Source organism: Stenotrophomonas maltophilia, from assembly GCF_047497515.2.
In the GTDB taxonomy this organism is placed as follows: Bacteria; Pseudomonadota; Gammaproteobacteria; order Xanthomonadales; family Xanthomonadaceae; genus Stenotrophomonas.
Map to the genome: position 1 here is coordinate 555,358 of NZ_JAXAXL020000002.1, position 19,211 is coordinate 574,568.

The 19,211-nt window shown below is 63.5% G+C and carries 18 protein-coding genes and 1 tRNA gene; 15 read left to right on the forward strand and 4 right to left on the reverse strand.

Going from position 1 to position 19,211, the window contains the following annotated elements; translation table 11 throughout:
* Positions 1 to 240: 240 nt before the first annotated feature.
* The 15 genes from folP to ACMZPQ_RS06535 all read left to right on the forward strand — a co-directional run bounded on the left by folP (position 241) and on the right by ACMZPQ_RS06535 (position 16,338).
* Positions 241 to 1,137, forward strand: coding sequence for a dihydropteroate synthase (gene folP, locus ACMZPQ_RS06465; RefSeq protein ID WP_197580280.1), 897 nt, complete (start codon positions 241 to 243; stop codon positions 1,135 to 1,137).
* Positions 1,137 to 2,090 carry a tRNA (adenosine(37)-N6)-dimethylallyltransferase MiaA gene (gene miaA / locus ACMZPQ_RS06470; RefSeq protein ID WP_197580279.1) on the forward strand — a complete coding sequence of 318 codons (954 nt, stop codon included), beginning with the start codon at positions 1,137 to 1,139 and terminating at the stop codon, positions 2,088 to 2,090. The genes folP and miaA overlap by 1 nt, the downstream gene beginning before the upstream one ends.
* A 95-nt stretch (positions 2,091 to 2,185) precedes the next feature.
* Entirely contained in the window at positions 2,186 to 2,461 is a 276-nt protein-coding gene (hfq, locus tag ACMZPQ_RS06475; RefSeq protein ID WP_004152891.1) for an RNA chaperone Hfq, read from the forward strand.
* Positions 2,462 to 2,475: 14 nt separating this feature from the next.
* Entirely contained in the window at positions 2,476 to 3,786 is a 1,311-nt protein-coding gene (gene hflX, locus ACMZPQ_RS06480) for a ribosome rescue GTPase HflX (protein ID WP_049434772.1), read from the forward strand.
* Between the two features lie 122 nt (positions 3,787 to 3,908).
* Positions 3,909 to 4,403 (forward strand): CinA family protein, encoded by a 495-nt coding sequence (locus tag ACMZPQ_RS06485; RefSeq protein ID WP_005409020.1) that lies wholly within the window; start codon positions 3,909 to 3,911, stop codon positions 4,401 to 4,403.
* A 34-nt stretch (positions 4,404 to 4,437) separates the two neighbouring features.
* Positions 4,438 to 6,120: a 2-polyprenylphenol 6-hydroxylase gene (gene ubiB / locus ACMZPQ_RS06490; RefSeq protein WP_197580282.1), complete on the forward strand. Its 1,683-nt coding sequence runs from the start codon at positions 4,438 to 4,440 to the stop codon at positions 6,118 to 6,120.
* Between the two features lie 201 nt (positions 6,121 to 6,321).
* Positions 6,322 to 6,957, forward strand: a complete 636-nt coding sequence (gene lexA / locus ACMZPQ_RS06495) for a transcriptional repressor LexA (protein WP_197580278.1) — start codon at positions 6,322 to 6,324, stop codon at positions 6,955 to 6,957.
* Positions 6,958 to 7,161: 204 nt separating this feature from the next.
* Positions 7,162 to 8,199 (forward strand): recombinase RecA, encoded by a 1,038-nt coding sequence (gene recA, locus ACMZPQ_RS06500; RefSeq protein ID WP_040008061.1) that lies wholly within the window; start codon positions 7,162 to 7,164, stop codon positions 8,197 to 8,199.
* Between the two features lie 110 nt (positions 8,200 to 8,309).
* On the forward strand, positions 8,310 to 8,801 hold the full coding sequence (gene recX, locus ACMZPQ_RS06505) for a recombination regulator RecX (protein ID WP_197580277.1): 492 nt from the start codon (positions 8,310 to 8,312) through the stop codon (positions 8,799 to 8,801).
* A gap of 109 nt (positions 8,802 to 8,910) precedes the next feature.
* Entirely contained in the window at positions 8,911 to 11,559 is a 2,649-nt protein-coding gene (gene alaS, locus ACMZPQ_RS06510; RefSeq protein ID WP_197580276.1) for an alanine--tRNA ligase, read from the forward strand.
* Between the two features lie 148 nt (positions 11,560 to 11,707).
* A complete protein-coding gene (csrA, locus tag ACMZPQ_RS06515; protein ID WP_004152909.1) occupies positions 11,708 to 11,911 on the forward strand; it encodes a carbon storage regulator CsrA in 204 nt (67 codons plus the stop codon).
* A 78-nt stretch (positions 11,912 to 11,989) separates the two neighbouring features.
* A tRNA-Ser gene (locus ACMZPQ_RS06520) sits at positions 11,990 to 12,082 on the forward strand.
* Between the two features lie 82 nt (positions 12,083 to 12,164).
* Positions 12,165 to 13,643 carry a site-specific integrase gene (locus tag ACMZPQ_RS06525; protein ID WP_024956659.1) on the forward strand — a complete coding sequence of 493 codons (1,479 nt, stop codon included), beginning with the start codon at positions 12,165 to 12,167 and terminating at the stop codon, positions 13,641 to 13,643.
* A 183-nt stretch (positions 13,644 to 13,826) separates the two neighbouring features.
* Positions 13,827 to 14,270 carry an ankyrin repeat domain-containing protein gene (locus tag ACMZPQ_RS06530; RefSeq protein ID WP_024956660.1) on the forward strand — a complete coding sequence of 148 codons (444 nt, stop codon included), beginning with the start codon at positions 13,827 to 13,829 and terminating at the stop codon, positions 14,268 to 14,270.
* Positions 14,271 to 14,610: 340 nt separating this feature from the next.
* Positions 14,611 to 16,338 (forward strand): patatin-like phospholipase family protein, encoded by a 1,728-nt coding sequence (locus ACMZPQ_RS06535; RefSeq protein ID WP_077684414.1) that lies wholly within the window; start codon positions 14,611 to 14,613, stop codon positions 16,336 to 16,338.
* A gap of 395 nt (positions 16,339 to 16,733) precedes the next feature.
* Here the strand turns inward: ACMZPQ_RS06535 and ACMZPQ_RS06540 are convergent, their stop codons facing one another.
* From ACMZPQ_RS06540 to ACMZPQ_RS06555, 4 genes are all read right to left on the reverse strand, one after another.
* Entirely contained in the window at positions 16,734 to 17,507 is a 774-nt protein-coding gene (locus ACMZPQ_RS06540; protein WP_024956662.1) for a hypothetical protein, read from the reverse strand.
* A 112-nt stretch (positions 17,508 to 17,619) separates the two neighbouring features.
* On the reverse strand, positions 17,620 to 18,084 hold the full coding sequence (locus ACMZPQ_RS06545; RefSeq protein ID WP_024956663.1) for a hypothetical protein: 465 nt from the start codon (positions 18,082 to 18,084) through the stop codon (positions 17,620 to 17,622).
* Between the two features lie 9 nt (positions 18,085 to 18,093).
* On the reverse strand, positions 18,094 to 18,414 hold the full coding sequence (locus ACMZPQ_RS06550) for a lipoprotein (protein ID WP_024956664.1): 321 nt from the start codon (positions 18,412 to 18,414) through the stop codon (positions 18,094 to 18,096).
* Between the two features lie 29 nt (positions 18,415 to 18,443).
* Positions 18,444 to 19,193, reverse strand: a complete 750-nt coding sequence (locus tag ACMZPQ_RS06555) for a hypothetical protein (RefSeq protein ID WP_024956665.1) — start codon at positions 19,191 to 19,193, stop codon at positions 18,444 to 18,446.
* Positions 19,194 to 19,211: the final 18 nt, after the last annotated feature.

A 19,211-nucleotide genomic window follows, 5' to 3' on the forward strand; every position in this document is an offset into this window, starting at 1 on the left:
GCATTCCGTGGGATGGCGGGGTGGGTCCGGTTGCGGGAGTGTCCGCGGCATGGATGCCGCGGCCAAGCCCCCAAGGACGGGTTCACGGCGTCTCCCGCAACCGGACCCACCCCGCCATCCCACGGAATGCCGCAGTTGCTGTTGCTGTTGAGGTTGCCGGCCAGCGGCCGGCACTACCACGGGTGCAGGGCGCCGCCCTGCCGAACTAAACTACCCGCCGTTGTCCCTGCAGGATTGCCCATGTTCGATACCTCGCCCCAGCTCGATTGCGCCGGCCGCATCCTGCGCCTGGACCGTGCCCGGGTCATGGGCATCGTCAACGTCACCCCGGACTCGTTCTCCGATGGCGGTGCGCACGACAGCACCGAGGCCGCGGTTGCGCATGGCCTGAAGCTGGTCGAGGAAGGCGCCGACCTGCTCGATATCGGCGGCGAATCCACCCGTCCGGGCGCTGCACCGGTGTCGGTCGAGGAAGAGCTGCGGCGCGTGATTCCGGTAATCGAGCAGCTGTCCGCCTGCACCACGGTGCCGATCAGCATCGACACCTTCAAGCCGGAGGTGATGCGCGCGGCGGTGTCCGCCGGTGCCGGCATGATCAACGACATCTTCGGCCTGCGCCAGGACGGCGCACTCGATGCTGCTGCCGAGGCGGGCGTGCCGGTGGTACTGATGCATATGCAGGGCGAGCCGGGCCATATGCAGGCCGATCCGCACTATGACGACGTGGTCGCCGAGGTGCACGGGTTCCTCGTGCAGCGCCTGTTCGCGGCGGAAATGGCCGGCATCGCCAAGAAGCACCTGCTGGTCGATCTCGGCTTCGGTTTTGGCAAGACCACCGCGCATAACATGACCCTGCTGGCGCGCTCGGAGCGCTTTCTGGAGCTGGGCGTGCCGATGCTGGCGGGCCTGTCGCGCAAGCGCAGTCTCGGTGAACTGACCGGCCGCGATATGCCGTCGGAACGGGTGGCCGCTTCGGTGGCTGCGCACCTGATCGCGGTCCAGCGCGGCGCGCGCATCGTGCGCGTGCACGACGTGGCGGCCACTGTCGATGCACTGAAGATCTGGCAGGCCGTGGAAGCCGTGCCGACGCCGCGTACCGACGCCGCGCCGTCGATCCGCTGGCCGGACGAAGACTGATGGGCATCGACCGGCGGCCACTGGCGATCGCCGTGATGGGGCCGACGGCCAGTGGCAAGACCGCTACCGCGATTGCGCTGGCCCGGCAGCTGGATGGCGAGATCGTCAGTGTCGATTCGGCGCTGGTCTACCGCCATCTGGATATCGGTTCGGCCAAGCCCGATGCCGCCGAACGCGCACGGGCACCGCACCACCTGCTGGACCTGCGCGAACCCTGGCAGACCTATTCAGCGGCCGAGTTTGCCGCCGATGCCGGCCGCGTCGTAGCCGACATTGTCGCGCGTGGCAAAACGCCGATCCTGGCCGGCGGCACGGGGCTGTACTTCCGGGCGCTGCTGCAGGGCCTGTCGCCGATGCCAGAGGCGGACCCGGCACTGCGCGCTGCGCTGGCTGCCGAAGCCGCCGAGCGGGGATGGGCAGCCCTGCATGCGGAACTGGCCCTGGTCGATCGGGCCGCCGCTGCGCGCATCCATGCCACCGACCCGCAGCGCATCCAGCGGGCGCTGGAGGTCTACCGCCTCACCGGCACCCCGATCAGTGAATGGCAGCGCCGGCCGGGCGTGGCGCCGCTGCCGGTACGTACCCTCAAGCTGATCCTGGCCCCGCGCGACCGCGCCGTGCTGCACCAGCGCATCGAGGCCCGCTTCGATCTCATGCTGGCACAGGGCTTCCTCGACGAGGTGCGGGCGTTGCGGGCGATGCCGGAAATGGCCGCGGTGAAGGCGCCATTGGACCTGCCCGCGGTGCGTGCGGTCGGCTACCGCCAGGCGTGGGAGTACCTGGACGGGGAGGGTGACGCCGCCCGCTTCCGTGACAAGGCGATCTTCGCCACCCGGCAGCTGGCCAAGCGCCAGCTGACCTGGTTGCGCGGCGAGCTTGATGCACGCTGGTTCGACCCCCATATCGATGGGGAGCGCCTGGCTGGCGCGGTGTCGACCTTCGTCGCACGCTGAAGCCCCGTCACCCGTGTAACATCATCGGTCGGCGGTCGGCTCGGGGTCGTGGCAACCGTCGGCAACCCAATAAGAACAATAATCAGGAGTGTGCAATGTCCAAGGGGCAATCGCTGCAGGATCCTTTCTTGAATGCACTGCGGCGCGAACGCGTGCCGGTTTCGGTGTACCTGGTGAACGGCATCAAGCTGCAGGGCACGATCGAGTCGTTTGACCAGTTCGTGGTCCTGCTGCGCAACACGGTCAGCCAGATGGTCTACAAGCACGCCATTTCCACGGTCGTCCCGGCACGCAACGTGAAGGTCGGTCCGGGCGGTGGTTACGTGCAATCGGGTGAAGGTGGTCAGGCAGGTGATGAAGCAGACGAGTAATACCGGAGCGGTGAATGTTTGACCGCTCGAAAAAGGGCGAACACGCCCTGTTGATCCAGCCGCATTTCGGCAAGCTGGAAGACGATGTGCTGGAAGAGTTCGGTGATCTGGCCCGCTCGGCTGGGGCCAGCATCGCCGCGACGATCACCGCGCGCCTTGACCGTCCCAACCCGTCGACCTTGATCGGCAGCGGCAAGCTGGACGAGATCAAGGCGGCGGCCGATGCCAGCGGCGCCGACCTGATCCTGGTCAACCATGCGTTGAGCCCCGGCCAGGAGCGCAACCTGGAACGGTTCCTGGAGCGCCGGGTGATCGACCGTACCGGCCTGATCCTGGACATCTTTGCCCAGCGTGCGCACAGCCACGAAGGCAAGCTGCAGGTCGAGCTGGCGCAGCTGCGCCACCTGGCCACGCGGCTGGTGCGCGGCTGGACCCACCTTGAGCGCCAGCGCGGCGGCTCGATCGGCCTGCGTGGCCCGGGTGAAACCCAGCTGGAAACCGACCGCCGCCTGTTGCAGAAGCGGGTCGAACAGCTGCAGAAGCGCCTGGAAAAGGTCGAAGTGCAGCGCACCCAGATGCGCCGTGCGCGCGTGCGCAGCGAACTGCCGCGCGTGGCCCTGGTGGGCTACACCAACGCCGGCAAGTCGACCCTGTTCAATGCCATGACCGGTGCCGAGGCCTACGCCGCCGACCAGCTGTTTGCCACGCTGGACCCGACCGTGCGCCGCATTGCGGTCCCCGGCGGCAACGTGGTGCTGGCCGACACCGTCGGTTTCGTCCGCGACCTGCCGCATGATCTGGTCGCCGCGTTCCGCTCGACCCTGTCCGAAGCACGCGAGGCTGATTTCCTGCTGCACGTAGTGGATGCCGCCGATCCGCATCGCGAGGAGCGCATCGCCCAGGTCGACGAAGTGCTGACGGCGGTGGGTGCCGGCGATCTGCCGCAGTTGCTGGTGTTCAACAAGATCGATCGCATCGACGGTGCCGACGTCCGCCATGACGGCCAGGACGGCATCCCGGACGAATCGCGTCGTGAACGGGTGTGGATTTCCGCACGCGACGGGCAGGGCCTGGAACTGTTGCAGGCGGTGCTGGGCAAGCGCCTGGGCCTGCAGCACGTGACCGGTGAACTGCGCCTGCCGCCCGATGCCGGCCGCCTGCGCGCGCGCCTGCACCAGCTGGAAGTGATCCGCAGCGAGCAGGCCGATGAAGAGGGCTGGTTGCTGCAGGTGGATCTGCCGATCGCCGAAGCCGAAAAGCTGGCCGCCAGTGCCGACGGCGCGCCGATCCGCGCCCTGCTGCCGGAAAAGCTGCCGGAGTGGTGAGCTAGCGACCAAGGCCAGGTGGTGCCGGCCGCTGGCCGGCAGCGCAACCGTGCCGCGGGCCCGCGACATCAACCTGTCATCTGCGGTACAACGTGCAGGTTCTTCACCCCACCGTCATGCCGATGTCCATTCCCACCGACGCCGATCTCAATGCCCAGTCCGCCGCGCTGGGGCAGCGCCTGCAGCAGGCCTCGCTGCAGCTGGTGACCGCTGAAAGCTGCAGCGGCGGCTGGATCGCCAAATGCATGACCGACATCGCCGGGTCCTCGGCGTTCTTCGACTGCGGGATGGTGGTCTACAGCTACGAAGCCAAGCAGCGCCTGCTGGGCGTGCGCGCGCAGACCCTGGAGCAGTTCGGTGCGGTCAGCCGCGAAACCGTGCTGGAGATGGTGTCCGGCGCACTGGTCAATTCCGGTGCCGGGATTGCCGTAGCCGTGACCGGGATCGCCGGCCCAGGCGGTGGCAGCCCGGACAAGCCGGTCGGCAGTGTCTGGATCGGTTGGAAGCGCCGCGGCGGCTACGCCCGTGCCGAACTCTTCCAGTTCGACGGCGACCGCGAAGCCATCCGCCGGCAAACCGTGGCGGCGGCATTGCGCGGCATCGACGCCCAGCTGTGACATGCTGCTCCGGTAATCGTCCGGAGCACGCATGATGTGGGAAACGCTGGGCACGGTCCGTGACCTGGGCCGACTGCAGGAAATCGCCGTCGTCCTGATCCGCTACGGCTTCGGTGACGTGGTGCGGCGCATCGGCCTGGCCACCACGCTGGAACGGGCAGGGCGCCTGCTGCACTGGAACGAAGATCGCCAGGAACTGTTGCGGATGACCGCACCGGTGCGTGTACGCAGCGCGATGCAGGATCTCGGGCCGACCTTCGTCAAGCTCGGCCAGGTACTGGCGACCCGCGTCGACCTGCTGCCGCCGGAATGGATCGCCGAACTGTCCGAACTGCAGAACGCAGTGCCGGCGCTGCCATACGCGGACATCCGCGAGCAGCTTGAAGCCGACCTTGGCGCGTCGCCAGCGGAGGTATTCGCCTTCCTTGATGAAACCCCGATGGCCGCCGCCTCGCTGGCGCAGGCCCATCGCGCACGCCTGCATGATGGTCGCGAGGTAGTGCTGAAGGTGCGGCGCCCCGGTATCCGCGATGTGGTCGAGGCCGACCTGCGCTTGCTGGCGCGGCTGGCCGAGATCGTCGAAGCGCGCCTGCCGGACCTGCGCCGCTATCGTCCGGCCGAGGTGGTGCAGCAGTTCACCGTGTCACTGCGCCGCGAGCTGGATTTCGCCGCCGAATGCCGCAACGCCGAGCGCATCGCACGCAATTTCAAGGGCCGCGACGACATCCTGATTCCCAGCGTGCACTGGCAGTGGACCTGCGAGAGCCTGAACGTGCAGGACTTCGTTGACGGCATCCCCGGGCGCGATCTAGCCGGCGTCGATGCAGCGGGGCTGGATCGCCGCGAACTGGCCCGGCGCGGCGCTGACATCGTGTTGAAGATGGTGCTGGAGGACGGCAGCTTCCACGCCGACCCGCACCCCGGCAACATCATCTACCTGCGCGACGGGCGCATTGGCGTGATCGATTTCGGCATGGTCGGCGCGCTGTCCGAGGTGCGTCGGTTCCAGGTTGCACAGCTGCTGCACGGGCTGGTCGAGCAGGACCCGCAGGGGGTGGCCGACGTGCTGCTGGACTGGGCCGGTGGCGTGGAAGTGGACGAGAACCGGCTGCAGCACGACATCAGCCAGTTCGTTGACCAGTACCGCGGTGTGCCGTTGAAGGACCTGCGCATCGGGCTGATGCTGGGCGACATCACCCAGCTGCTGCGCAGCTACAGCCTGACCCTGCCGGCCGACCTGGCGCTGATGATCAAGGCGTTCCTCACCCTGGAAGGCATGGGCCGGCAGCTGGACCCGGATTTCGACATGGCCAGCGCCGCGCGCCCGTTCCTGGAGCGGGTGGTGCTGCAGCGCTATGCGCCCAAGGCGCTGCTCAAGCGCGGCCGGCGCAGCTTGCTGGGGCTGGTCGATTTCGCCGGCGAACTGCCGCGCGACCTGCGCAAGCTGGTGCAGGCCGCGCGCCGTGGTCGCCTCCAGCTGAAAGTTGAAACCACGGCGCTGCAGGGCTTCGGCGAACAGGTGAACCGCGCGGCGAACCGGCTGGTGATGGGTATCGTGACCGCCGCCCTGATCATCGGTTCGTCGATCGTGATGCACAGCGTCGGCGGCGTCTCCAGCCGCTGGCTGTTGGCGCTGGGCGTGTGCGGCTTCATCGGCGCCGGCTTCTGCGGCGTCTGGATCCTGTTCTCGATATGGAGAAGCGGTAAACACACGTGAGTGTGTTTACCGCAGCGGTTCCCGCCGGGAACCGCGGAATCGCTGCGCGATTCCTGTAGCCGACCGCTGGTCGGCTGCTTTCGCTTTCGTCTTTGCCAGCCGCGCGTATCCCCGATCGCCGAACATGGCCCAGCGCTACAGATGCTGCCGTGTCGCACCCGGCACTTGCAGATCCGGATGTTAGTAGTAATACTACTAACCATGGACCTGACCGACACCCAGCAGGCGATCCTGCAGTTGATCGCCGAGCGTATCGAGAGCGAAGGCGCACCGCCGTCGCAGACTGAAATCGCACGTGCGTTCGGCTTCAAGGGCGTGCGCGCGGCCCAGTACCACCTGGAAGCCCTGGAGCAGGCCGGCGCGATCCGTCGCATTCCGGGCCAGGCCCGCGGCATCCGCCTGGTGCAGGCACCGCCGGTGGAAAAGCTGGCCGAGCCGGCGCTGCCTGACAGCGTGCTGCGGCTGCCGGTGCTGGGCCGGGTCGCGGCCGGCCTGCCGATCGGTGCCGATATCGGCTCGGATGATTTCGTGGTGCTGGACCGGGTGTTCTTCTCGCCAGCGCCGGATTACCTGCTGAAGGTGCAGGGCGATTCAATGATCGACGAGGGCATCTTCGACGGTGACCTGATCGGTGTGCACCGCACCCGGGATGCCCATTCGGGGCAGATCGTGGTGGCCCGTATCGATGAAGAAATCACCGTCAAGCTGCTGAAAATCGCCAAGGACCGCATCCGTCTGCTGCCGCGCAATCCCGATTACAAGCCGATCGAGGTGCTGCCGGATCAGGACTTCGCCATCGAAGGCCTCTATTGCGGCCTGCTGCGACCCAACCGTTGACCCGTTCCACAGTGCATTTCCCCGCGGTCTTTTGTGGCGATTCTCTGGTTCCACTGAGGTTGGTACGGATGTCCGATAATTCTTTTCAGAGCGCCGGGCAGAATCTCAGCCTGTGCGATACGTCCGACTTAAAGTGAGCCCATGGCAAAGAAGACCCCCAAAGACAGCACCTCCAACGACATCACCTCTGCAAGGACCCAACCGATGGACGAGAACAAGAAGCGCGCCCTCGCTGCAGCTCTGGGCCAGATCGAGAAGCAGTTCGGCAAGGGCTCGGTGATGCGCATGGGCGACCGCGTGGTCGAGCCCGTTGAAGCCATCCCGACCGGCTCGCTGATGCTCGACATCGCACTGGGCATCGGCGGCCTGCCGAAGGGCCGTGTCGTTGAGATCTACGGGCCGGAATCCTCGGGCAAGACCACCCTGACCCTGCAGGCCATCGCTGAATGCCAGAAGCTGGGCGGCACTGCGGCCTTCATCGACGCCGAGCATGCACTGGACCCGATCTACGCCGGCAAGCTGGGCGTGAATGTGGATGACCTGCTGCTGTCGCAGCCGGATACCGGCGAGCAGGCGCTGGAAATCGCCGACATGCTGGTCCGTTCGGGCTCGGTCGACATCCTGGTGATCGACTCGGTTGCCGCGCTGACCCCGAAGGCCGAAATCGAAGGCGAGATGGGCGACCAGCTGCCGGGCCTGCAGGCCCGCCTGATGAGCCAGGCGCTGCGCAAGCTGACCGGCAACATCAAGCGCTCCAATACGCTGGTGATCTTCATCAACCAGCTGCGCATGAAGATCGGCGTGATGATGCCGGGCCAGAGCCCGGAAACCACCACCGGCGGCAACGCACTGAAGTTCTACGCCTCGGTCCGCCTGGACATCCGCCGTATCGGTGCGATCAAGAAGGGCGACGAGATCATCGGCAACCAGACCAAGATCAAGGTCGTCAAGAACAAGCTGGCACCGCCGTTCAAGCAGGTCATCACCGAGATCCTGTACGGCGAGGGCATCAGCCGCGAAGGCGAACTGATCGACATGGGCGTGGAGGCCAAGCTGGTCGAGAAGGCCGGTGCCTGGTACAGCTACGGTGAGGAGCGCATCGGCCAGGGCAAGGACAATGCCCGCGGTTACCTGCGTGACAACCCGACCGTCGCCGCCAAGCTCGAAGCCGAGCTGCGGGAGAAGTTCCAGCCGACTGAAGCCGTCCGCGAGGAAGGCGACGACGACGGCGACGACGAATAAGGCTTGCTGTGGGGCAGGGCGGCGCCGTCAGTGACGTCGCCCTGCCTCGCAGGTTCGAATCGCCCACGGATGGGCAGGGCGCCATGGAGGGCGCCACCCCTGGAGTACCGATGTCCGACGCCGAAGACACTCCCCCTGGCCGCAAGCGCCGGCCACGCGAGCAGACCCCCGTGCAACGGGCGCTGGGCCTGCTGGTTCGTCGTGAACACTCGCGCAAGGAACTGACCCGCAAGCTGACTGCCCGTGGCATCGAGGATGACGCGGCACAGGCCGCTGTTGCCAAGCTGACCGAGGCCGGCTGGCAGGACGACACCCGCTTTGCCGAGAACCTGGTGCGGATGCGCGCCAACACCGGCTATGGTCCGATCCACGTGCGTGCCGAGCTGGGTACCCATGGCCTGGACAGCGCCGCGATTGCCGCAGCGATGGACAGCTATGAAGGCGACTGGCAGGAAAACGCCCGCGACCTCGTCCGCCGCCGCTTCGGCGAGGCCGGCCCGCAGGACCTGACGCAGCGGCGCAAGGCTGCGGACCTGCTGGCCCGGCGGGGCTTCGACGGCGACAGCATCCGCCGTGCGACCCGCTACGATCCGGATGACTGAGACTGGCGGCGCCGGGCCTGATACCCTTTAGGTTTTCGGCGGTCCCTTGCGACCCTGGCCAACGTGGCCGGTGGTCCGGGTCCGCCGGCCCGCAGACTGCCAGCCCCCAATGAACGCATCCGCCAAATTCACGACTTCCCAGATCCGCAGCGACTTCCTTGAATTCTTCAAGGGCAAAGGCCACACCATCGTGCCGTCGGCGCCGCTGGTGCCGGGCAACGATCCGACCCTGCTGTTCACCAACTCCGGCATGGTGCAGTTCAAGGACGTGTTCCTTGGCGCGGAGAAGCGCAGCTACGTGCGTGCGGCCGACGTGCAGCGCTGCCTGCGCGCGGGCGGCAAGCACAACGACCTCGACCAGGTCGGTTACACCGCGCGCCACCACACGTTCTTCGAAATGCTGGGCAACTGGTCGTTCGGCGACTACTTCAAGAAGGACGCGATCGCCTGGGCCTGGGAGCTGCTGACCCAGGTCTGGAAGCTGCCGGCCGAACGCCTGCTGGTCACCGTCTACCAGACCGATGACGAAGCCTACGCGCTGTGGCGCGACATGGTCGGCATTCCGGAAGCGCGCATCGTGCGCATCGGCGACAACAAGGGGGCGCCGTTCGCCTCGGACAACTTCTGGCAGATGGCCGATACCGGCCCCTGTGGCCCGTGCACCGAGATCTTCTACGACCACGGCGACCACATCGCCGGTGGCCCCCCGGGTTCTCCGGATGAAGACGGCGACCGCTTCATCGAAATCTGGAATCTGGTGTTCATGCAGTTCGACCGCCAGCCCGACGGCACCCTGGTGCCGCTGCCGGCGCCGTGCGTGGATACCGGCATGGGCCTGGAGCGCCTGGCGGCGATCCTGCAGCACGTGCACACCAACTACGAGATCGACCTGTTCCAGGCGCTGATCCGCAAGGCCTCGGAACTGACCGGCACCGCCGACCTGGAAAACAAGTCGCTGCGCGTGATCGCCGACCACATCCGTGCCTGCTCGTTCCTGATCGTCGACGGCGTGCTGCCGTCCAACGAAGGGCGTGGCTACGTGCTGCGCCGTATCATCCGCCGCGCATTGCGTCATGGCTGGATGCTGGGTGTGCGCCAGCCGTTCTTCAGCAAGCTGGTGCCGACCCTGGTCGAGCAGATGGGCGAGGCCTACCCGGAACTGCCGGCGGCAGTGGACACGGTCACCCGCGCGCTGCAGGCCGAGGAGGAGCGTTTCGCTGAAACCCTCGATGCCGGCATGAAGATCTTCGAGGACGTCGCGGGCAAGGCCAGCAAGGGCGTGATCCCGGGCGTCGATGCCTTCCGCCTGTACGACACCTATGGCTTCCCGCTCGACCTGACCCAGGACATCGCCCGCGAGCGTGACCTGACCGTCGACATCGCCGGCTTCGACGCGGCGATGGAGCAGCAGCGCGAAACTGCGCGTGCGGCCGGCAAGTTCGGCGGCGGCGTGACCTTGCCGGCCGAGCTGGTGGCCACCCTCAGCCCGACCCGCTTCCTCGGCTACGACCGCCTGCAGGCCGATGGCCTGACCGTGCTGGCCCTGCTCAAGGACGGTCGTCCAGTGCAGTCGGCCGATGCGGGTGATTCGGTCATCGTCATCACCAACCAGACCCCGTTCTACGCCGAATCCGGCGGCCAGGTCGGCGACACGGGCGTGCTGACCGGCAACGGCGTGCGCCTGGCGGTGGAGGACACCCAGAAGTTCGCCGGCCAGTTCCATGGCCACGTCGGCACCCTGTCCGAAGGCGGCCTGAAGGTCGGCGATGTGCTGTCCGGCCAGGTCGATGGCGAGCGCCGTGGCGCCACCATCCTCAACCACTCGGCCACCCACCTGCTGCACGCCGCGCTGCGCGAAGTGCTGGGTACCCACGTGCAGCAGAAGGGCTCGCTGGTCGCCCCGGATCGCCTGCGCTTCGACTTCTCGCACTTCCAGCCGATCAGCGCGGAAGAACTGGCGGTGATCGAGCGCAAGGTCAATCAGCAGGTGCGCGCCAACAACGCCGCCGAAGTGCACACCATGGCCATGCAGGAAGCGCTGGACTTCGGTGCGATGGCCCTGTTTGGCGAGAAGTACGGTGAGCACGTCCGCGTGCTGAAGATGGGTGACTACTCCACCGAGCTGTGCGGTGGCACCCACGTCAACCGCACCGGCGACATCGGTCTGTTCAAGATCACCTCCGAAGGCGGTGTCTCCGCGGGCGTGCGCCGCATCGAGGCGGTGACCGGCCAGGGTGCCCTGGACTACGTGGATGCCGAAGAGGCCCGCCTGGCCGAGGCCGCCGAGCTGCTCGGTGGCAGCGCCGGCGACGTGGTCGAGAAGATCCGCGCCCTCGGCCTGCGCCAGAAGCAGCTGGAGCGCGAACTGGAGGCCGTGAAGGCCAAGGTTGCCGCCGGCGCCACCGCCGATCTGTCCGGCCAGGCTGTCGAGGTCGCCGGGGTGAAGGTGCTGGCTGCCCGCCTGGAGGGCTTCGACGCCAAGGCCCTGCGCGACGCCATGGATCGCCTGAAGCAGCAGCTGGGCGACGCGGTGATCGTGCTGGCCGGTGCCCAGGACGGCAAAGCCGCCCTGGTCGCAGGCGTGAACGGCAGCGCAACGGGCAAGGTCAAGGCCGGGGAACTGTTGTCCCATATCGCCGGTCAGATCGGGGGCAAGGGCGGCGGACGCCCGGACCTCGCCCAGGGTGGTGGTGAGGACGGGCCCGCCCTTGCCACTGCGCTGGCTGCAGTTGTCGAATGGGTCAGCCCCCGCCTGTGATGATCCCCGCCGTCCCCCTCCTTGTAGGAGCGGGACGGCTGACGGTACCATTGCGAAATCTTTTCCCTTTGTCGTGGTAGCGCTTCTTGACGGAGCGTCAAGCCGGTGGGGGATACCCTTCCACACGGTTCCATGGAGACTTACAAAAATGTTGATCCTGACTCGCCGCGTCGGCGAAACCCTGATGATCGGTGACTCGGTGAGCGTCACCGTGCTTGGCGTCAAGGGCAACCAGGTGCGTATCGGCATCACCGCGCCGAAGGACGTCGCTGTGCATCGCGAAGAGATCTATCAGCGCATCCAGCGCGGTGACGAAGCCGGTGGCACCGGTAGCGAAAATTCTGCCGAATAACGCTTTACCTTCGCACTCGATTAACGTTATGATTCACGCCCCGCTGAGGTGCAACGCACCAGACGCGGAGAAAACCCCGGAGTGATGCCCGAGCGGCTGAAGGGGCTCCCCTGCTAAGGGAGTATAGGGTCAAAAGCTCTATCGAGGGTTCGAATCCCTCTCACTCCGCCAGTTGATAGGAAACGCCCGCAGATCAGTGATTTGCGGGCGTTTTTCTTTTTTCGGCCTTGGACACTCGCTTGGACACTCTGTCATGCGAGTAGCGCACTACTTGGTCCGCGGCACGACTGGCCGCTTCTACGTTCGGCTGAAGGTGCCGAGCGATCTTCAATCCCTGCTGGGCTGCAAAGTCATCAAACGCGCCACCGCGACGACCTGTGCGCGTGTCGCCACCGCTTGTGCGCTGGTGATGCAGGCAGGCTATGCTCAGATCTTCGCTGCCCTCAGGAATGACGGTATGGGACCGGAGCTGGATGAGCTCTTGAAGATGCTCAAGGGAAAGCCTATCCGCGAGTTGACCCTTCAAGGGGTCAAGCTGCCGGGTGGTGTGGAGCTGGGTCGTGTCGAGATCAACGACGATCGTGATCGTGTGTTGTTTCAGGAGACCGTTCGCGATCTCTTGGCGCTCGACCCTTTGGCCGCCGCCGTCGAAGGCGTTGTGCCGCCCTCGGCGCCTCTTCCCTCTCGACCGGTGGACAATGAGCGGCCACCCGTGCCGGTGGGTATCACCCTTGCGGATGCGCGCGAGAAATATCTGTTGGGCATACAAGGTAAGAACGTTGGCAAGACCATCGTTCAGAAGCGGAAAGCGCTGGTTGACCTGGAGCTCTTCTTGGCAGGACAGCGCAAGAATGGCCGACCGGTGCTGTTGCAGGAGCTGACGCGCTTGGACTTCGCCGATTGGTTCTTGCATGAGCAGTCCTTGGGGCGGGTGATCACCTACATCGCCAACCGCTTCTCGGTTTGCGTGACCTTCCTGGACTGGGCTCAAACCTCGGGCCTCTATCCCGTCGGGGATAACCCTGCGGAGGGTCACGCTCGGGTGTCAAAGCAGGTCAAGAAGCAGCGGGCCAAAACGCACGGCTCGCAGGCATTCTCTCCAGACCAGGTGCAGCGTGTCTTTGACCCCGAGAACTTCCGGCAACTGAAGGGAGATGCGGCTAAGTGGATCCCGCTCATCCTTCTCTACACGGGTGCGCGTTCCAACGAAGTGGCCCGCTTGGAGCTTGAGGACTGCCGGGAGGAGGAGGGCGTCCCGATCTTCCACTTCACCTGGTTGGGCGAACACAAGAGCCTCAAGACCGACGCCAGTGACCGAAAGACGCCGGTGCATCCCGACCTCATCGCGTTGGGCTTGTGGGAGCGGGTGCGTAGGCTGAAGGCGGCTGGCGAGACCAAGCTCTTTCCGGAGCTGACGTTTGACGCCAAGAATGGGCCTGCCGGCAGAGCTCAGCACGCCTTCTCTCGCTACCTGGTCAAGCTGGGCATCAAGGCGCGCGGCGGCGGCAGGGTGGGGCACCACAGCTTCCGTGACACCGTGATCGGCGCGCTCAAAGCGAAGGGCGTCCACCGTGAGCTCCGGGAGGAGTACACGGGCCACGAGCTGTCCGACCGGCAAGAACATGCCCACGCTTATGAGACGGAGTTCGCGCCGCGGGCGCTGGCCGAGGCTTGCCACCCGGTGCTCCACTGGGGACTTCGGTTGGGCAGGGGGGACTTGGGTGAGGAGTGAGGTCTGTTGCGGGATGAGGGCATCAGGCGAGGTTGTGACTTGCATCTTGCCCGGCGCTACTGCTCACCGATCCAAATCACTTCTCTGGGTATGCCGTGCGCGCAGCCAGCAGTTGGCCACGAGGCTGGCCTCAGCGCGCAGGGTTGGACGGCACGTTTAGTTCTTCCAAATAGGGAAACCGATATGCACGCAGACATTGCAGCCGCCATGGGCTTCGACGACCTCTACGGGGGCAGTGAGGCCTTTCGTACGCGCTTCGATGAGATGCTGGACGCGGTGAAGGCGCTGCCAGAAGGCCTCCAAGAGCGCGGGCGGTCACTGATGTATCCCCAACTGCACAACGCTTGCGTGATGGGGGATGTGGAGCTTGTGAGGGCGCTTTTGGCTACCGGGCTGGGCCCGGACGCGTATTCCTACACAGACGACGATGAGGATCAGCCTCCCTTGGTCTGGCTGGCCCGTGACTTGGAGCTCGATTTCGAGGTTAAGTGTCAGGTCGCCGAGGCACTGCTTGTGGCGGGAGCAAGCGTGGAAGAGGGGGATCCAGAAGAGGAGGCTAAGGACGTTGGGGACGACGATTTCGCCAAATTTTTGCATGCCAAGAGTCGCTCTGACGCGGTGTGCTGATACATAGTCACCCGCATTTCCACTTGTGCCATTCAAGGTCACTGAAACCCTAGCGGAGAAGAGATAACGGTCGAGCGGCTCACGGTCAATTCATTGTTTTGCTTCAGTGTTGAGGCCGGATGTGTGTCCTATCTTGTATCTCTCAGTTACAGACGCTCAATCGCTCTGTCAGTTGGGCTGGCGAGTAGAGCGGGCTCCCCTTGCTGGCATTGGATATCGCAAATTAAAGAGTACTTGCCGGGCGCAAAATGTAAAGTCATAGCTCAATCTTTGGGATGTAAAGCGAGATATTGTCACCGGCGCGGTGAGGTGGGTGTATTTAGATGGAGCGAGCTGCGTTATGAGTACCGAGAGGAAGGCCGTGGAGGCGAGAAAGGTTTACGTTGTGTTCCAAGGCGGAGGCGCCCGCGGGGCAGTCCACGTTGGTGCCTTGAAAGCACTAGAGCTAGCAGAATTTCCGCCGAAAGATCTATCAAAGCCAGCAACGAGACCTGAAATAGTAGGAGTGGCTGGTACCTCGGCCGGATCAATTATGGCCGCATTAGTGTCTGCGGGCTATGAATCTGATCAGATCCTAGATTTGAGCGGAAAGAGTGATCATCACGTCTTGAAAGGGCTGGAAGGATTTTCTTCTGGCTCACTTACCGGGCTCTTCACGGAGCGTGGATGGGCTAGGATAAAGAAGGCTAGGTGGATTGCAGAAAATACCGCCATTCTTAAGTTTATGGCGGTGGACTTGCTGGCTGGATTGGTCTTTGCCTTATTTGCGGCCCCTACACTATTCGCGCTTTCATTGAGGGCTACTGGATTTCTGGTTGTATTCAGTGTGATTGTTGTGCTCTTAGTTGCTGGGTTGGTTTCATTTTTTAAGTTGTGCAAGTTGCTGAGAGAGGGGCTTGCTCCCCTTGATCAAGTTCGTGATGTCATTGATGAGGTGTTGGCAAATTCACCAATAAAGGACGGTATTTCCGGTGGGAAGGATATTACGTTCGAAGAGCTTAAAAATGCTGGTGGTAAGCCCCTCCGGATTGTCGCCACAAATTTGACAAAGAAGACGTTGCAGTTGTTCTCTGTGGATACTACTCCGGGGATTTCAGTTGCCAGCGCAGTGTGTGCTTCCATTTGTCTTCCTTTAATATTTAAACCGTATCCTATAAGGATGCCGGATGGGAGCATAAATGAGTTTGCGGATGGCGGGGTTGTCTCCAATCTGCCTCTGTGGGCTTTTGATGATGAGCGAATGTTCCAGCCAGATTGTTGGACGGTTGGGATTTCACTACGGTCTGCGGATTCATCCAGTGCTGCATCCGGGCATTGGTTAGGGGCGATCATCGATGCCGTTGTGTCCGGTCCTCCGGAGATTCATGCTCGGAATATCCCAGGGCTGGTGATTGTCCCCGCGAAGACAAGGCTGCATCTATTGGATTTCGACAAGAGCCAGAAGTGCTATGTTGATGAGGCGGTTAATGTTGTAAATGAATCGACTATTGAGCTTTACAAGGCAGTTGCAACCCCATTTATTGAGTTAGTAGTGCAGCGTTTTGTAGGCTCACTTGAAGACACAATACGTAGCGCTTTGATTGAGGCGGACTTGCCGCATGACTTTACGCTGAAGGCGGCAATTGCCACGAGGCGAGGTGACGAAATCCTCAAGCTTTGGCCTAGGTTTGAGGTGGGATACGGCCCAGAAGAAGCGGCGGAGCGTCGGCGTCCTATTGCTAGGACTGTGCTGCGACAGGACAAGGTGTTCGTCCGGCAGGCTGAGAGACTGGGCGAGCAGGCGGATGATGATCTGTTCACAGATACTTCAGTTTGGCCACTGGCTGACAGCCTCTGGTGCCTAGCCATGCCTCTTGTGCTGGCAGGGGATACCACACAGCCGGATCCGCCTGTACTGGTGATTGAGTCATCGTCATTGACTCTGGATGGAATTTGCGCTATATACGGGGCGGGTGATTTGAAAAGTTCGTTCACCTCAGTGATCGATTCCGTCAAGCAGATTTTGTTAGCTGTGGATAAGGATTCGAAGCTGATCGATAGCGTCAGAGGTGCGCAGCTATGGAAATAAAACTTGATTCCAACGGCACAACTATCGGCCCCGTCTCGGTCGCGAAGCCCGAGAAAAAAAAGACCGTGGTCGTAAAGGTCAGGCCACAGTCTGCTGATGAACGCTCTTTGGCCAAAACTGTACACCAGTGGAACTTCAATCCGGTTACTGTGAAAAGCAACCCTCCTGAGTCAGGCAAAGTTGGCCAGCCGAGCAGGTTTGGGAAGCTATTTTCTTCCTTCCGGGTTAAGAAATGGTGATCAGTCATTACTTGAAAGAATGGAAGCGGGCCGTTCGCGGCCCGCTTTCTTGCTTGTGCATGGTCAACTGCTTCTCGAGCTGTTCCCGAAAGCCATCGTCGGCGTGGGAGTAGGAAAAGAACACAGTGGGCACAACGTTCTCCTGAGCAGGTGGAGTTATTGCGATTGCATGGGTGGACTAGCCTGATAAGACGCCTTTGCAGTTGATAGGTGAGTTCTTATTTCAACGCCATCGTTTTTGAGAATTCGCACCATCTTTAGCTCGCTGTCGTAGATTGCGATCCAGCTGTCGCTCGCCTCAACAACGCGGCCTCCGGCGAGGCGCTCTGATTCCTTCCAGAGTTCTGAGCCTTTTGCCGAGGCTTCCGCAAGAAGCAGCTTCTTTGTTTCGTCGGCTTTGCTTTTGCCAAACTTCTCCCCTACAAGGCCCGGCACGATGGCCAGTAGCAGGACAAAGCAACCGACGCTCGCTGCGGCAGAGAGGAACACCGCTGATCCCAGGAGCGCAACGATAGGTTGTCTGATCCAATAGGATCGCCGCTCAAGCCACCCTCGCATCGCTGTGTTCTCCTTGACGGGCGCACGGGCGATGACAATGGACAGCGTGGACATTCCGATCATGGTAAACACGATGCCCCAAGGAATGTCGCTGATCAGCCGAATGCCTTGGATGATGACCACGTAGTAGCCATGGATGATTTTTGCATCGGTGGCCTGGGGGAAGAGGCCCGCAGGAACACCCATCTCCGTCAAGTAGGTCGAATGCGCGACATCACCGGACAAATGAAGGAAGAACCCGATCAGGGTAGCTACGGCCAAGATGCCGCCCGCCATCGTTGTTAGCGCAGAAGCGATGTGCGAAGGCGACTTCGCGCCCGGGTTGCTTGCCTCCTTCTTCGTCTGCTCCCCGTCCGCTCCAGTGTCCGCCATTCCCTTTCCTCGCTGATATACGTCCTAAAATCCTTGTGCCAGATTTAATGGACGGACGCAACGCAAAGGCCCCGCCGAAGCGGGGCCTCTTGATGGGAACATCAGGAAGCGCCTACCTGGACGAGGTCCGGCGCATCATGCTGTAGACAATTGCCACCAGACCGGGCACCACCACGTGCGCCGGCACCAACGCCAGGACGAGCAGGCTGAAGATTGCTCGGCTTTGCTCAGGACGCGGCAACAGGTCGGCAAAACCCATTCCTAGGAAAGCTGCCATGTGGATGGCCACCACGATGGTCCAGGTCACGAAGAACCCTTTCCAGAACCCGCCGCGCTGGGGCGAGGGTGGGGCGTACGGTTGCCCTTTGGCATCTTCCTGACGCCGGTATGCCCGGGCGTTGATCCAGTAGAGAAAGCCCAAGACGGTCCAGATGGCCAAACCGCCAGCGATAGCGAGCCAGCCCAGAGTGGCCTCCTGCTGCAGGGCCTCAAGACCGCCAGCCGTGAACACCAGGCCGGCCCCGCCGAGCAGGACAGTCGCGCAGCCGATGTGCGCATATGAGGGTGTAGTCGTCATGGCGCCGGGTCAGAGCTTGTGGGCGGTCCACTCGCCAGAAGCCTTTGAGAAGCGCACTGGCTGAACGAACGGCCGGGCCTGGGCGACGCCTCCAATGTCGAGGACGACAGAGCCGCCCACGTCGCAGATCACTCCGTCAATAGTTTCCGATTTCTTGCAGCCGCTCAGGCTGAAGTCCCGATACTCCTTTACCCAAACTTGGCTGCCGAGCGCGCGCTCAAATTCGGCGGTAATGGCCTTCTTGGCCTGCTCGTCGGAGGGCTTGCTGCCGCAGGCCGTCAAAGCCAAAGCAGTGGTCACGGCGAAAGCGATGTTCCTGATCGTGTTCATGAGGGTCTCTTCCTGGTTGAGGTGGGGGCTTACTTGTCGCGGTTGCCGGCCGGATCAAAGCCGGCGATCCACATGCGGCTGTCGCGGAACGGCGTCAAGATTCCGGAGGGACCGGGATAGAGGTCATCAGCTCGCAAGAAGCCGGACACCCAAGCGGTGCTCAGGGCAATTCTCCGGGCCTGCCATGCCACGCCCTCTCGGGTCGTGCGCACGTTGAACGGTTCCCTGGGTGGGGTAGGGCCGGTGGTTCGGTCGTCGCCGGTGTTCGGCTTCCCAGGGCGTACCCTCAAGCCCACCATCAAGTCGGTGGTGGCCTTGGCTCGGGCGTTGCTGTTGAGCTCCGCTTCTTCCCCCAAGTCGTCCCGGATGGTCAACGGGGCGTCCGCGCACGCGCGGAAGGTCTCGGTGGTGGAGGCGGTGGCGCCGGTCCAGATCCGGGCTTCCACGGTCCAACAGGGCAAGCTTGCGCCCCATTCCTTGTAGGTCAGCGCGACCCGCGGCCAGTCCAGCAGGCCCTGCTGGGCGGCCTGGTGGTTCTCGTTCTTGAACAGCCCGTTGATGTGGCCCGCACCGCTGATTGGGGTGTAGAGCGGGCCAGCGGCGGACGTGCTGCTGGTTGCTGGCTTGGCGCCCAGTGCTTGCTGGCCCGCGTCTTTCAGGCTCTTTCCCAGCTGCCGGAAGAAGCCGGGCTTCGTTTCAGAGGGTGCTTGGGCCAAGGCGGGGAAGCTGGCGATGGCCAGTGCGAGGAGCGCGACGGCTCCTTGTCGTGCGTGCTGCATGGGTAATCCCCTGTAGAC